This is a genomic window from Planococcus sp. BI3, assembly GCF_056680115.1.
On sequence record NZ_CM155266.1, the window covers coordinates 954,925 to 968,099 of the forward strand.

The 13,175-nt window shown below is 43.6% G+C and carries 17 protein-coding genes; 2 read left to right on the plus strand and 15 right to left on the minus strand.

Translation table 11 applies throughout. The annotated features are described in order from the left end of the window. Positions 1-827: 827 nt before the first annotated feature. The 6 genes from AC1MEO_RS04855 to comGA form a co-directional block, all read right to left on the minus strand. Positions 828-1,247: a hypothetical protein gene (locus tag AC1MEO_RS04855; RefSeq protein ID WP_480334707.1), complete on the minus strand. Its 420-nt coding sequence runs from the start codon at positions 1,245-1,247 to the stop codon at positions 828-830. A gap of 68 nt (positions 1,248-1,315) precedes the next feature. Next, positions 1,316-1,588 carry a hypothetical protein gene (locus AC1MEO_RS04860; RefSeq protein WP_480334709.1) on the minus strand — a complete coding sequence of 91 codons (273 nt, stop codon included), beginning with the start codon at positions 1,586-1,588 and terminating at the stop codon, positions 1,316-1,318. Positions 1,589-1,671: 83 nt separating this feature from the next. Then, entirely contained in the window at positions 1,672-1,851 is a 180-nt protein-coding gene (locus AC1MEO_RS04865; RefSeq protein ID WP_480334710.1) for a hypothetical protein, read from the minus strand. 332 nt (positions 1,852-2,183) lie between these two features. Further along, positions 2,184-2,804, minus strand: coding sequence for a prepilin-type N-terminal cleavage/methylation domain-containing protein (locus AC1MEO_RS04870; protein WP_480334711.1), 621 nt, complete (start codon positions 2,802-2,804; stop codon positions 2,184-2,186). Between the two features lie 11 nt (positions 2,805-2,815). Continuing rightward, on the minus strand, positions 2,816-3,859 hold the full coding sequence (comGB, locus tag AC1MEO_RS04875) for a competence type IV pilus assembly protein ComGB (protein WP_480334712.1): 1,044 nt from the start codon (positions 3,857-3,859) through the stop codon (positions 2,816-2,818). After that, positions 3,813-4,856, minus strand: coding sequence for a competence type IV pilus ATPase ComGA (gene comGA, locus AC1MEO_RS04880; protein ID WP_480334713.1), 1,044 nt, complete (start codon positions 4,854-4,856; stop codon positions 3,813-3,815). The genes comGB and comGA overlap by 47 nt, the downstream gene beginning before the upstream one ends. Positions 4,857-5,171: 315 nt before the next feature. Between comGA and AC1MEO_RS04885 the strand changes: the two genes are divergently transcribed. Beyond that, a complete protein-coding gene (locus AC1MEO_RS04885; RefSeq protein ID WP_480334715.1) occupies positions 5,172-5,414 on the plus strand; it encodes a DUF2626 domain-containing protein in 243 nt (80 codons plus the stop codon). Between the two features lie 85 nt (positions 5,415-5,499). Here AC1MEO_RS04885 and AC1MEO_RS04890 read toward each other — a convergent pair whose 3' ends face one another. Then, on the minus strand, positions 5,500-6,138 hold the full coding sequence (locus tag AC1MEO_RS04890) for an MBL fold metallo-hydrolase (RefSeq protein ID WP_480334716.1): 639 nt from the start codon (positions 6,136-6,138) through the stop codon (positions 5,500-5,502). A gap of 151 nt (positions 6,139-6,289) precedes the next feature. Here AC1MEO_RS04890 and AC1MEO_RS04895 point away from each other — a divergent pair, with 151 nt between their 5' ends. Next, a complete protein-coding gene (locus AC1MEO_RS04895) occupies positions 6,290-6,472 on the plus strand; it encodes a DUF2759 domain-containing protein (protein ID WP_480334717.1) in 183 nt (60 codons plus the stop codon). Positions 6,473-6,554: 82 nt separating this feature from the next. On the opposite strand, the gene AC1MEO_RS04900 is transcribed toward AC1MEO_RS04895, so the two are convergent. The 8 genes from AC1MEO_RS04900 to pstC form a co-directional block, all read right to left on the minus strand. After that, positions 6,555-8,459 carry an LTA synthase family protein gene (locus tag AC1MEO_RS04900; RefSeq protein ID WP_480334718.1) on the minus strand — a complete coding sequence of 635 codons (1,905 nt, stop codon included), beginning with the start codon at positions 8,457-8,459 and terminating at the stop codon, positions 6,555-6,557. A 138-nt stretch (positions 8,460-8,597) separates the two neighbouring features. Then, positions 8,598-8,795, minus strand: a complete 198-nt coding sequence (locus AC1MEO_RS04905; RefSeq protein ID WP_308788059.1) for a YqgQ family protein — start codon at positions 8,793-8,795, stop codon at positions 8,598-8,600. Next, positions 8,792-9,367, minus strand: a complete 576-nt coding sequence (locus AC1MEO_RS04910; protein ID WP_480334720.1) for a 5-formyltetrahydrofolate cyclo-ligase — start codon at positions 9,365-9,367, stop codon at positions 8,792-8,794. The genes AC1MEO_RS04905 and AC1MEO_RS04910 overlap by 4 nt, the downstream gene beginning before the upstream one ends. A 64-nt stretch (positions 9,368-9,431) precedes the next feature. Continuing rightward, complete coding sequence (rpmG, locus tag AC1MEO_RS04915; protein WP_006830468.1) at positions 9,432-9,581, minus strand: 50S ribosomal protein L33; 150 nt, start codon at positions 9,579-9,581, stop codon at positions 9,432-9,434. Between the two features lie 234 nt (positions 9,582-9,815). Further along, positions 9,816-10,475 (minus strand): phosphate signaling complex protein PhoU, encoded by a 660-nt coding sequence (gene phoU, locus AC1MEO_RS04920; RefSeq protein WP_480334722.1) that lies wholly within the window; start codon positions 10,473-10,475, stop codon positions 9,816-9,818. A 17-nt stretch (positions 10,476-10,492) separates the two neighbouring features. Then, on the minus strand, positions 10,493-11,305 hold the full coding sequence (pstB, locus tag AC1MEO_RS04925) for a phosphate ABC transporter ATP-binding protein PstB (protein ID WP_480334723.1): 813 nt from the start codon (positions 11,303-11,305) through the stop codon (positions 10,493-10,495). A 32-nt stretch (positions 11,306-11,337) separates the two neighbouring features. Continuing rightward, complete coding sequence (gene pstA, locus AC1MEO_RS04930; protein ID WP_480334725.1) at positions 11,338-12,216, minus strand: phosphate ABC transporter permease PstA; 879 nt, start codon at positions 12,214-12,216, stop codon at positions 11,338-11,340. A gap of 1 nt (position 12,217) precedes the next feature. Further along, on the minus strand, positions 12,218-13,144 hold the full coding sequence (gene pstC, locus AC1MEO_RS04935) for a phosphate ABC transporter permease subunit PstC (protein WP_480334726.1): 927 nt from the start codon (positions 13,142-13,144) through the stop codon (positions 12,218-12,220). Positions 13,145-13,175 lie beyond the last annotated feature (31 nt).

Below are 13,175 nucleotides of genomic sequence, written 5' to 3' on the forward strand. Positions count from 1 at the left end.
ATTTTGCCAAAAACACCACTTAGCCCTATCTACATCTACCATAATTGCTGTTTTTGCTGATTTCATTTTTCGTGTAATGATTTGTCTAAATGTGTCTAAGTTGTGACAAATGATAGGATCAATCAAATTAAAAAAGTACTATCTACTGTTCTAGCCGTGGGAGGGCATATAATGTCGCTTTTCCCGACCAGAGAGTTTTAAATTATCTCCTCATTAGTTTATGTACCACTTGTAGCATGTTATGTCGTGTTTTCTGCAATAATAAAATTCCCCTCATGTTCCTAAGAGAGTTGAAGCCACTTTTATGCTGTTTTTTGTAAGTTTAATAAGTCCTCTTACTGTTCTAACCTTGAGAACATATAAAATGTCGTAGTTTTAATCTTTTTCATTTCAAAATACCCTCTCACTGTTTATGTCCCACTTCTCACTATGGAGTGTCGCATATTTCGGTTAAATAAATTCCCCTTATACTTATTCGGAGAGAGGTAGGGTGAAAAGTAGTTGTTTTTCCGTGTAATGAAATTCCCCTCATATATATTCGGCGAGAGGTCATAGCAAAAGTAGCTTTTTTCTTTCTTTTTTTATCTATCTATATGTATTCGGCGAGAGCTATGGTCAAAAGTAGCTCTTTTTCCGTCACCTTGTATTCCGCATTCAGATAACCTATATACTTCTCATTTTTAATAGCTAATCAATTGCTGAAGGCTTCTTATCAGAGTATGTGAATAGAAGTTTCATTTTTACAGCAAAGCCTCTTAAACAAGCTCTAAGGATTAAAAATGAACAAATAAAAAGCATCCTCAAACTTAGTGAGAATGCTGGAATGACTAATCTACTTTCTTAACTGTAAAGAATACATCTAAAACTTCTGAAATGATTGATCCATTATCGAAAACATTGATTCTGCTGCTAACGTAAATACATTCAAAAATACCCTCTGAGTTTTCAATAACAATCCCATCAGTTTCTTTTAGCAGTCTTAATTGCTCAAGCATATCAGCAGTTTCAAATTCTAGGATCATCCGTCCTGTCTCATTGTCATGATAATACACGTCATAAGCAATACTATTATCTGGCTCTAAGACTACTAAATGATCTCCACTATCAGGAATAGGAATGATTGAATGGAGTTTAAAGCCTTCTTCATTCACATTATAGTTTACATAGTCTCTTAGGCCAGCTACTTTATCATCAGCAGTTTTATCGTTAGTGCTAGTAGATGAGTTTCTTTCAATGATGTATTCCATTTTACACTTCCCATTCTGATTTAGTGGTAAAGAAAACACCTCAACTAAATGAGATGCTTTAGTTTTGATTATTTAAAATAATCTTCGATATCTTTTTGTCTCTGTTCGGGATTAAAATAATAAAAACCCTCTTTAGTCAATCTTACGTTTCTATAACCATAGCCATTTTTGTCTTTAAATTTTTCATATTCAATATACTCAAAAACATCTTTTAAATGGCTGATTGTCAAAAATTTGTCCTCCATTGATTCAGCATTTACCTCTTTAACTAAATCTGTTTTTCCATCTCTAATTAACTTTAGTAATTCTAATTCTTTGTCATTAAGACTCTGCTTAATCATGCTCTCTCACCCCCACAAAATAACATACCACTTTAGAACTATCATGTATAGTTAAATATTACTACATAATTCCCTTATGCTGCTTAATGGCTTGTTTGCTGCTTTTCATTCTCAAGATACCTAATGTAAGATCTTACATTGCTCACCTTTTCAATACTCTCTCCATCCAATAACATTCTCCATAGCTGATCCTTAGCTTCTTGAATCTCTTCTTCCAGTCTAGTTATACTCATTTCCATGTTTTCCATTGTTCTTTCATCCATGTGTATTCTCCTCCTCAGGGTATATTTCTTTAATCTTTCTTGTTTATGTAGTTGACTTTCAACGCCCTTAATTCAGCAGAATAGGAGGAAGCTCTAAGAAATTGGCGTAAATTTTCACCTTTGCTCAGACAAAGGAAAACAAATATTATCTGAGCAAAAGTGAAAATCACATATTATTCAGCGTCATAGTCGGATTCTGAAGTTTCTTGTATGTCCCTCTTAAATTTGAAGTTTTCACTTCTTCCATCCTCATTCAATCATCGCCCTGAATGTGCCTCTAAAAGCTATTTAAAGCCTCCTAGAAGCGTGAATAGAATCACCCTAACCAGAAGTTAGCCAATGATCCACCGAACCTTTAAAGGCTGTTCTCGCCTGTTCATCATCAACCATAAGGGGGAATGGCTTAAAGATGATATATCCGAATTTATTGCATTGGCTCGGAGTAACCTGACGATGAGATTAACGTGATTTATCGGCTTCCCCACGAACACAACAAAAAAGAGGAGTTTCAACCGCATTACTACACGGCTAAAACTCCCCATTTCTCCCCCCTTGATAGACACATCTAAAAATGATAAGATGTATTCATCAAAGAAGAAGCGAAAAGTTCTAGCTACTGTGTAGTGACAGTTGCTAGATGATTCAGAGAGAGCTACCAACTTTCCCTGAATCTTCGTTTCTTCTTTATTTTTTTGTGCTAAATATGCGATTGTAAAACTTAATTTAATTAGCTTATTTCCAACAACCTCTGAAACCCTTGATATGACTGGACTTTCCAGCTTGTTGTATTCACCTCTTATTATATGCACAAATGCTTTGCAGCCTTTTTCATCGACTGCTGATGATTGTTTTGTAACGTTCGGTATAGCGATGGCGATCAACACCGTGATGATCAGCATAACAATCAGCATTTCGATTAACGTGAAACCTTTTTGATCTTTTAGAAAGCGCATATTTTTCCTCCTCAAATGGTATGGACCAGGTTATACATCGGCATCAGAATCGCCAGGTAGGCGCCTACGATGCAGACGGCGATCATAATAAAAAAACTCGGCTGGATAATGCGCAGCAATGTTTGCGTCTGCTGTTCAATCCGCTCCATCAACACTTCGCTGTAAAGGATCAATTCTTTCCCCAGGTAGCCGGTCATTTCGCCATGTTGAACGAAAGCGGGCATATCCTTGGAAACAAACGAAAAATGTTCGAGCGACGCGGAGAATGTTTGTCCCATCATCAATTCTTCATGAGACATCCGCGTCATGAACTGAATGATTTTATGATAGTTCTGGCGTTGCAGAAGATCGAGTGATTCCTGCATGGAAATGCCGCTGTGCAGCAAGGTTCCAAGCTCACGCGCCAAGAGATGCGACCAGTACAGCTTCATGAAGTTCCGGAGAACCGGGACGGCAAGCAGCCAGTCTATCTGCTTTTGGATCGCCTGCCGTTTCAAGAGCATCCTGAAGGCATATACCGAAATGGCTATGGCCGCAAAAATCCCAATGAAAAAGTCAGGGAGACTCAGCAAATAGGCGGGTACGCCGGAACCTTCGTCTCCTGACTGAAGCGACTCCATCATCTCGGTCAGATTCGGCACATAGCTGGTGCGGAAAAACAGGAACAACACAGATGTAAAAATCAGTAAGGATACTGGATAGATTAAAATGTTCTTCAACTTTTTCTGCACCTGTTCGGTTCGCGCAAAACTTTTCGCAATGCTGTCGATCGATTCCGGCAAGCGGCCATGGTATTCGGCAATTTCAACCGGGAACAGCACATGGTCCTTGAATCCTAAATATTTCAGGATTTCGGCCGCATTGCCTCCACTTTTTAAAATGCCGGTTATGCCATTTAATGTTTCTTCCAGTTTTGCCGTATGCATCGGCAGCAATAAAGTGAGTGCGACCGGCAGCAGATACCCTTCTTTCATCAGGACGGCCAAACGCGTCAGGAATTGTTCACGGTCACGAAGACGGATCTTGTCTGAGCGCATAGGAAGCTTGAATCGCACCGATCTTCACCCCTTCCCGGACTTGTCCGGCAAACGTCAGGTAATCCGGCAATATATAGGCTTTTTTCAGGCTCGCTGCCTGCAGTGCCTCTTCCAGCCGTTCACCGTCAAGAATTTCATAAAGCGCACGGTGGCAAGGTTCTGTTTGTCCGATTTCCGAAAACATTGGAATGATTTTCTGAGCCGACACCGCGACCAATGTTTGGGACAGGTCTTCAAACGATACGCCCAAATCGCGGAGCCGGTGCAGACAGCCGACAGAATGCCTGGCATGGATGGTCGAAAAGACCAAATGCCCAGTCAAGGCAGCGCGAACCGCAATTTGCGCCGTCTCAGCGTCTCGAATCTCTCCGATCATAATAATGTCCGGGTCATGCCGGAGAATCGCCTTTAGCCCCGCAGCATAGCTGAGGCCGGCTTTTTCGTTTACCTGGATTTGCAGGATGGCCTGATTTTTGCGTTCTACCGGATCTTCGAGCGTGATGATGTTCCGGTTCAGCTTTTCAGCACAATGTTTCAACAAGGAATATAAAGTAGTCGATTTTCCGCAGCCGGTAGGGCCCGTAAACAAAAGGAGGCCCTGGGACGCTTCAGACAATTTCTCCAGCAGACGGGCTGAGTCACGGAAAGCGGCCAGCTGATGGATGGATTGGGCGTTATCATCCGGCATGATCCGGATGACGATGCTTTCCTTGGTCAACACGGAAGGCAAGGTCGAAATTCGAAAATAATGGGATAAGTCGTCGATGGGAAGCTGGAATGAACCGGTTTGGGGTTTTCTTCTTTCACTCATGTCTAAAAGGGATAGGTATTTGAAATAAGCGATCATGCGATCACCCAGATCAAAGGGGAGTTGTGTCACTTGCCGCAGGTTTTGGAACGAGCGGTAAGAAACGGTATAGCAGGATGGTTCGGGTTTGATGTGGATGTCTGTCGTGCCATTTTTTGCCGCATCGTGCAAAAGGTCAACACAGCGGCGCTCGATAATTGATTGCATATCCACCTCCTGCTTCGGTTTGAACAAAGGCCGCTTCTCTGTTCCCCCATAGTATAACCGGCTCTTTTTGAGAAAGGAACAACATCGGCCAAAATAAAATTTTGAACCCCGGATACGCGCCAAATCTCAGATTTGAAGGTTGTCAGCTTTGCCGCAAACAGAGGAGATCAGCAGAATCCAGACTAAATTCTATGCCGGCAAACAACCGTACACCTGTTTGTCACAAAGAAAGATGAACTCGCTGTTTACACACTCACTCTATTTCCTATATAATAAATAAGAGATTATTGTGTTGTGGCAAAGGAGGGATTACCCATGAATAATATGTTCAAATTAATGGGATGGTGGACTGGTATATTTGCAGTTCTCTTTTATGTAGGCGATATGGTTGAAGTATCATTGTTAATGGTCGCTAACACCGGATTTTTTGTTCTTCTTGGATTCTTAAATATTTCTGAACGTATGTATATGTACATTTTTGGCGCCTATTTGACAGTATTTTTCGTAGGCTTCACTTATTACTCTACGTTCATCCACGTTCCTGGTGCTGGACATTAATCAATACTGAATTAAAAAATAAAAGGTGTATCGGAGAAATCCGATACACCTTTTATTTTTTTGAGTTTTAACGATCCATTCATACTTAAAACCCGGTAAGGAACGGATTGCTGTTCATTTCCTGCTCAGGGGTCGTTTCCGGGCCATGGCCGGGATAAAGGATCATATGTTCAGGAAGCGTCAGCAGCGAGTCACGAATGGACTGCAGCAGCTTTTTCTCGGAACCATCTATCAGATCCGTACGGCCGATACTGCCGCGGAACAGCGTATCGCCCACAATAGCAAATCCTTCATTGCCGAATGAAAAACTGACACTGCCTGGTGAATGTCCAGGGGTATGGAAAATGTCCACTTGAAAAGAGCCGATCTGCAGATGCTTTTCGTCGGTCAGTAAAATATCCGCGTCTTTAATCCGATAATCCGGCAAAGCAGGGTACTTTCCTGAACCGTTTAAATTAGGCTTGCTCAACCAGTCCTTCTCCAAGTGATGCAGATAGACAGGAATCGAATAGCGTTCGCGCAACTCATCCACAGCACCGATATGGTCGAAATGGGCATGTGTCAGCAGGATGGCTATCGGCTTTAATTTCTTCTTTTTCAACAGCGCATAGATCTTGGCGCTTTCTTCTCCCGGATCGAAAATCAGGCAGTCTTTCTGATCATCCGAAATGATGTAGCAGTTGGTCTGGACAGGTCCCAGCTCCAATTGGTCGATTTTCAGCATCTTCTTCACCTCACCCTGATTATAACACGCCCCACTTTACAGGACTGTCAAGATACTGACACTTTTTATCCTCGACAAAACAGCGGAATATCTTTACAATATAGAGAGAACAAAGCGGCACTGGCTGTTTAAGTTGAAGGGAGTGTCATCGATGAGTTGGATGTTAATGGTTATTTTTGGACTTATTGCAATTCTTGCAGCTGTCGGCACCGTACAAACGCTTAAAAACAAAGAAATCCTCGGTTTTCTTTTTAACTTTGGGACGTTTGTAATTTTTGGCGGCTTCACTATTGCCACACTTATCACGCAAGGTTATCCACCAGCACTTCATTAATCAAGAAAAAGCTGATGCCATCAAACGCATCAGCTTTTTTCATGCAAAAAAATAAAAAGAGAGAGCGCTTAGCTCTCTCTTTTTATTGTTCCAGCTCCACATCAGGAATCGTCGTCAACTTGCCGTCTTCTTCATCGTAGAAACGCAGCAGGTCTCCATTGATGATCGACTCTGAGTATTCAAGCTCTGTAAATGCCTGTTCGATATACGGCGCGCACAACTCTTTTTCGGTCGGTTCGCCGGTTTCTTTGTCATAACAGACATTTCCTGCATAAACCACTCCGTCCGTAACAAAACGCCCGTCGCGGAATACAACCAATTCCTCATGCTCTTCTGAGAACAGATCGCCGCCAAATTGAATATCTTTTGACGTATCGATGCCCATCAGGTTCATGATGGTCGGACGCATATCAATTTGTCCGCCCACTTCATCGTCGACATAGCCTTCCCCATAGCCCGGAATGTGAACAAAGAAAGGAACTTTCTGCAACTCAGCAGAAGTGAAATCTGTTACTTCTTCGCCGAGGTACTGCGTCATAGCTTCGTTGTGGTTCTCGGAGATGCCGTAATGATCGCCATACATGACGATGATCGAATTTTCATAAAGCCCTTGTTCTTTCAGGTCTTCAAAAAGAACTTTTATCGATTCGTCCAAGTAACGGGATGTCTGGAAATAACGGTTCAAGGTCCCTGAATTCGAATCGTATTCGTCGATCAGTTTATCTTCTTCATCCAAAGTAAACGGATGATGGTTGGTCAGTGTCAGCAAGCGGCTGTAGAAGGGCTCTTGCATCTCGGCCATATGGTCGACCGACTGCTCCACGAATGGAATATCCTTCATCCCCCAGTTGACCGCTTCGCCTTCACCGACTTCATAGCTTTCGATATCATAGAATTCGTCGATATTCATCGATTCATACATGATGTCCCGGTTCCAGAAGCTTTTCGTATTGGCGTGCTGGACATTTGTCGAGTAGCCGTTTTTGCCAAGGCTCTCAGCCATGGAATTATAGGTATTTCCGCTGTGTGTAAAGAATACCGCTCCCCCGCTTAACGGGTAAAGTGAATTCTCAAGCAAAAATTCCGAATCCGATGTTTTGCCCAATCCTGTTTGGTGATAGAAATTCTCGAAGTAGATGGTATCTTCATCTTCTGTCAATGAATTCAGGAATGGTGTGATTGTTTGTCCGTTCATTTCACTATTGATCGCAAAACTCTGCAGCGATTCCAAGGTCACAACGATCAGGTTGCGCCCTTCCGCGATGCCTTTCATGTCTTCCGAAGGTTCGATTTGGTTGGCCCTCACATAGTTATTGGCTTCAACCAGCTCAGAGCCGTCAGCCAACGCACGCTGCGCCTGTGATTTAGACTGGACGTAGATATCATATAGATGATAATTGTACATGCCCAGGTTTTTCACCAGCATCTCACGGTCAAAACTGCGTGTCAGCAATTGCGGCCGCTCTGCTTCAGCAAGCCCCAGATTAAAGAACAGGACAGCAAGCGCGAGTACATAGTAGGCTTTGCGATGAACTGAAGAAGAAACAGCTTTACCGGGATTTACTTTAACGAATTTGATCGCCAGCAAAATAACAAGGACATCTGCGAAGTAAAACAGATCGGTCCAGAATATACTGGCTGCCGCACTTGATCCCAAATCGCCGAAGTTCTCAGTCTGAAACAGGACCGGCAACGTGATGAAATCACTGAAAAACCGGTAAAAGGCGACATTTCCATAAAGGACGACGGAGGTGATGACGGCGATCGATACCATATAACGATTCTTGGCTTTGTCGCTCTTGAAGAACAAGGAAATTCCGTATATAAACAACAACATGCTTAAAGGATTGATAAATAAGATGAATTCCTGTAATAGATTATCAATGGTGATTGAGAAACTGGTCTTATAAACAATATATGTTTTCAGCCATGTGGCGATAATGGCAATTGCCAGGATTGAATGTTTCGGCCATTCTTTTTTCAACATCCGCGGACATCCTCCTAATTCGATTGAATTTTTTTGGATTACCTCATAATAGTACAGTATAAAAGAATTTTGCAGTCAAATGAAGTAATAACCCTTATTCTAGACGAAGGAAATCGGATAAAGTTTCGTTTGACGAATTTATTTTTTATCGTATTCCGATTTCTTTTGGCGGAGAATAAGCAGTGCTGAAGCATATTCTTTTGCAGAAATAAACTGCAGGCGATACAACTCCTTGACTTCATCTTCCATCAAATCAAGATCCGCTTTGTAGTCAGCGGTGTAGATGATCGTGCCATAGCGTTTCAATAATTGCATAACATCGTATAGATTTTTCACTCACTCACCGCCTTTGTGTTGATAAAACCGCTTTCTGTATAAATACCCTGAACCGGCAAGTCATGGGGTTCCACTGGAATCGACTCCGCAAGCTGGCAATCGAACGCCAAAGAACGTGTAACGCCCTGGTACCCCGCTAAAAACCGGTCATAATAGCCTCCGCCAAAGCCGATTCGATAGCCTTGCTTGGAAAAAACCACGCCTGGCACAATCAATAAATCGATGCCACCCGGTTTTATGTAGTCCGTTTTTGCAACAATCGGTTCCTTCAGCCTCATATAGACCACTTCCAATTGGTCCATGTGTTCGATTAACCGGAAATCCATGCCCCGGCTCGCCGGATGGCATTTCGGTGCAGCTACTTTTTTGCCTGCTGCCCAACATTTCTCCATCAAATCAAAAGTATCCACTTCAGGAAATGCAGAAATCGTCATGCCAATGGTTTCTGCTGCCAAAAATGCAGGATCCGCCATCAAGCGGTTGATCACGTTTTCCGACTTCTTTCTATATTGTTCTTCGGTCATTGCATTGAGTAAAGCCAACACTTCTTTTCGCTGTGTCTGTTTGTCCATATCAGCACCTGCTCCTTTACAAAGAAAAAAGCCAAAACCTCTAGAGGTTTTGGCAATCAATGAATTACTTCGTTTCACGGTGTACTGTCATTTTCTTTTCACGTGAGCAATATTTTTTCATTTCAAGACGCTCAGGGTTGTTGCGCTTATTTTTAACAGTGCTGTAGTTACGTTCGCTACATTCTGTACAAGCTAAAGTGATGTTAACACGCATCGGTATCCCTCCTAATTCTTTCAAAGATCATTTGTAAATAAGCGTGATCTATACGACTTAATTATTATAGCATATTCCACCGTAAAGTCTACTGTAAAAATCCAATTTATTGAACCTTTTTAAATAAAAAAAGCATCAGGAGCTTTTTTGGCTCTCGATGCTTTTTCTGCAAGCTGAAAGAATGTCCATTTGCCAACGATATACAGCGGAACTTTGGAGAATGTGAGCCCCCTGTTATTTATTCAAGTCGTAATGCTGGCCACGGACCAAATAAAACAGTTGTTCTGCGATATTGGTCGCATGATCAGCGGAACGCTCCATATAACGGCTGATAAAGGCGAGTTGGGTGATTTGGCTGAGCCTGTCCGGATTTTCGCCGCCTGAGCGCATCAGTTTGCGGATCACGTCCCCATACAATTCATCCACCTGATCATCAAGTTCAGCAATCTCTTTTGCTTTGACGACATCTTCTTCGACAAACGCGTCGATGACTTGGCGAAGCATTGCAACCGCCAGCTTCTGCATCTGCTGGATCTGCGCAATCTGCGGCAGCAATTCCTGGTTGCCGATGCGGATGGTCTCTTTTGCGATATTGACCGCATAGTCTCCTACACGTTCCATATCCGACGCCACTTTTATCGTGACGATCAAGCGCCTTAAATCAGTTGCTACCGGAGATTGCTTGGCAATCAATAAAATGACGCGGTCATTGATATATTCTTCAAGCTGATTGATATCCTTGTCGTCTTCAATCACTTCGAGCGCTGCATCCACATCCTGTGAAACCAGTGCTTCCATTGATTTATTGAGTGCATATACCGCCATAGTGCTGAGAGAAATCAATTCTTCCTGTGCGGATTTCAATTCAAATTCGAATTTTTCACGTACTGACAAAAGTTCCGCCTCCTTCCTTAACCGAATCGGCCTGAAATATAATCTTCCGTCCGCTTATCGGAAGGATTTGAAAAAATTGTATCGGTATGGTCGAACTCGACCACTTCCCCATTCAAAAAGAATGCGGTCTTGTCTGAAATCCGTGCTGCCTGCTGCATATTATGCGTCACGATGATGATGCTGTATTCTTTCTTCAATTCCTGGACCAATTCTTCCACTTTCAAAGTTGAAATCGGGTCCAGTGCCGAAGTCGGCTCATCCATCAGGATAACGTCCGGTTCAATCGCCAGCGCACGGGCGATGCAGATCCGCTGCTGCTGGCCGCCGGAAATGCTGTAGGCATTTTCGTTCAGGCGGTCTTTGACTTCTTCCCAGATAGCGGCTCCGCGCAAACTTTTTTCGACGATTTCATCAAGGATTTTCTTGTTTTTGATGCCATGGATCCGCGGCCCATACGCCACATTGTCATAAATGGATTTCGGAAACGGATTGGGTTTTTGGAAAACCATGCCGACGCGCGTCCGAAGTTCTTCCACTCCATAATCCTGATCAAAGATATTGCGTCCGCGATACAGGATTTCACCTGAGGTTTTCACGGAAGGCACCAATTCGACCATACGGTTCAAAGTCTTGATGTAGGTGGACTTTCCGCACCCTGAAGGCCCGATGATCGCCGTGACTTCATTTTCCATGATTTCCAGATCAATATTCTTCAAGGCATGGTTCGTGCCATACCAAAGGTTAAGCTGTTTGGTTTCATAAACCGCCTTTTTTGAAGGCTGGATTGTTGCTGTCTTAGTTGCTGGTTTTTTGGTAACGATGGTGGTCATTTGCAGAACCCCTTCCACATAATTTGCGTTCATTAATAGCGTTTATCGAATTTGTTGCGGATGACGACGGCAATCGAATTCATGAACAGCAACACTGCCATCAATACGATGATGCCTGCTGCTGCCACTGCCTGGAATTCCTGCTGCGGCCGGCTCGACCAATCATAGATTTGCATCGGCAAGGCAGTAAATGTATCCATGACGCCTGCCGGCAAAAATTGAATGATGACCGGTACGCCGATGACAATCAAAGGGGCGGTTTCCCCGATGGCACGCGACAGTGCCAAGATGCTGCCCGTCAGGATTCCCGGAATGGCAGCCGGCAAAATGATTTTCAGGATGGTCTGCCATTTGGTGGCACCCATTCCGTAGGATGCGTCCCGCAGTTCACCGGGAACCGCGCGAATCGCTTCTTGTGAAGCAACGATAATGACCGGCAAGATCAATAAACTCATTGTGAATCCTGCCGCTAAAATACTGTTTCCCAATGCCATAGCCCGAACAAATATCGTTAAGCCAAGCAATCCGAAAACGACTGAAGGAACACCCGCCAAATTTGAAATGTTCATGCGGATAAAGCTCGTAACGCGGTTTTGCTTTGCGTATTCTTCCAGATAGATTGCTGATCCGACACCTAAGATAATTGAAGTTGGTGCGACGACCATCATGAGCCATAAGGAGCCGATCAGCGCGGCTTTGATGCCCGCTTGTTCCGGAAAGCGGGAAGCGAAGTTGGTCAGGAAATCAATCGATAATGTTCCTGCTCCCTGCGTGACAATCCGGAACAACAGAATGACCAAGGCCAATAAAGCCAGTAATGTAGCTGCCAAAAAGATGTATTTGAAGATGGCATTGGCAATCAATCGGCCATTCATCCGCTTTACTACTGTTTGCTGTTCGATGTATCTCATATCAGTATTCCTCCCTGAAACGTTTCGATACGTAGCCGGCAAGAATGTTCATAGCCATGGTGAAAAGGAAAAGCGTGAATCCGACTGCGTATATGGAATAGTAGATCGTCGTTCCGTAGCCAGCGTCCCCTTTTGATACTTGGACAATATATGCTGTCATGGTTTGGATCGAGCCGGTGAAGTCGCCGTCGAACCTGGGCGTTGACCCGGCAGCGAGCGACACGATCATGGTTTCGCCGATTGCTCTGGATACTGCCAAAACGATTGATGCCACAATCCCCGAAAGCGCGGCCGGTATGGTGATTTTCCACGCCACTTCAAACTTTGTCGAACCCATCGCCAAAGCTCCCTCGCGAATGCTTTTCGGTACAGAAGACATGGCATCTTCCGACAATGAAGCAATCATGGGGATGATCATGATGCCGACAACGATTCCGGGAGAAATCGCGTTAAAGATTTTGATGTCCGGATAAATTGCCTGAAGCACCGGTGTCACAAATGTCAATGCGAAGAACCCATAGACAATCGTCGGAACACCGGCAAGCACTTCAAGCACGGGTTTTACAACTCGGCGGACATTTTCACTGGCGTATTCGCTCAAGTAGATCGCCGCTGAAATCCCGATTGGCACCGCTACGATGATGGCGACCACCGTTACTTTCAGCGTACCGATGATCAATGGCCAAATGCCGAACTGGGCTTCATTATTTGAGAATGGCAGCCAGGTGGTGCCAAGAATAAAATCAAGGAACGGAACGCGTGTAAAAAATGTGATGGTTTCAAAAATCAATGTCAAGACAATCCCGATGGATGTCAAAACCGAAACCGAAGCAATCAAAAATAAAATGATCGGAATGATCTTTTCGATTGCTTTTTTGTTCTTCTTGCCTCTCGACTGCGCGATCATTTCCTGCACAGATGGTCGCATATAGAATCCCCTTTCAACCGCAAAAGGTGAG

Excerpts from the sequence above, each read along its gene's own strand:
- AC1MEO_RS04855 (WP_480334707.1), bottom strand. The coding sequence starts at position 1,247 with ATGGAATACATCATTGAAAGAAACTCATCTACTAGCACTAACGATAAA.
- AC1MEO_RS04860 (WP_480334709.1), bottom strand. The coding sequence starts at position 1,588 with ATGATTAAGCAGAGTCTTAATGACAAAGAATTAGAATTACTAAAGTTA.
- AC1MEO_RS04865 (WP_480334710.1), bottom strand. The coding sequence starts at position 1,851 with ATGGATGAAAGAACAATGGAAAACATGGAAATGAGTATAACTAGACTG.
- AC1MEO_RS04870 (WP_480334711.1), bottom strand. The coding sequence starts at position 2,804 with ATGCGCTTTCTAAAAGATCAAAAAGGTTTCACGTTAATCGAAATGCTG.
- comGA (WP_480334713.1), bottom strand. The coding sequence starts at position 4,856 with ATGCAATCAATTATCGAGCGCCGCTGTGTTGACCTTTTGCACGATGCG.
- AC1MEO_RS04885 (WP_480334715.1), top strand. The coding sequence starts at position 5,172 with ATGAATAATATGTTCAAATTAATGGGATGGTGGACTGGTATATTTGCA.
- AC1MEO_RS04890 (WP_480334716.1), bottom strand. The coding sequence starts at position 6,138 with ATGCTGAAAATCGACCAATTGGAGCTGGGACCTGTCCAGACCAACTGC.
- AC1MEO_RS04895 (WP_480334717.1), top strand. The coding sequence starts at position 6,290 with ATGAGTTGGATGTTAATGGTTATTTTTGGACTTATTGCAATTCTTGCA.
- AC1MEO_RS04900 (WP_480334718.1), bottom strand. The coding sequence starts at position 8,459 with ATGTTGAAAAAAGAATGGCCGAAACATTCAATCCTGGCAATTGCCATT.
- AC1MEO_RS04910 (WP_480334720.1), bottom strand. The coding sequence starts at position 9,367 with ATGGACAAACAGACACAGCGAAAAGAAGTGTTGGCTTTACTCAATGCA.
- rpmG (WP_006830468.1), bottom strand. The coding sequence starts at position 9,581 with ATGCGTGTTAACATCACTTTAGCTTGTACAGAATGTAGCGAACGTAAC.
- pstB (WP_480334723.1), bottom strand. The coding sequence starts at position 11,305 with ATGACCACCATCGTTACCAAAAAACCAGCAACTAAGACAGCAACAATC.
- pstA (WP_480334725.1), bottom strand. The coding sequence starts at position 12,216 with ATGAGATACATCGAACAGCAAACAGTAGTAAAGCGGATGAATGGCCGA.
- pstC (WP_480334726.1), bottom strand. The coding sequence starts at position 13,144 with ATGCGACCATCTGTGCAGGAAATGATCGCGCAGTCGAGAGGCAAGAAG.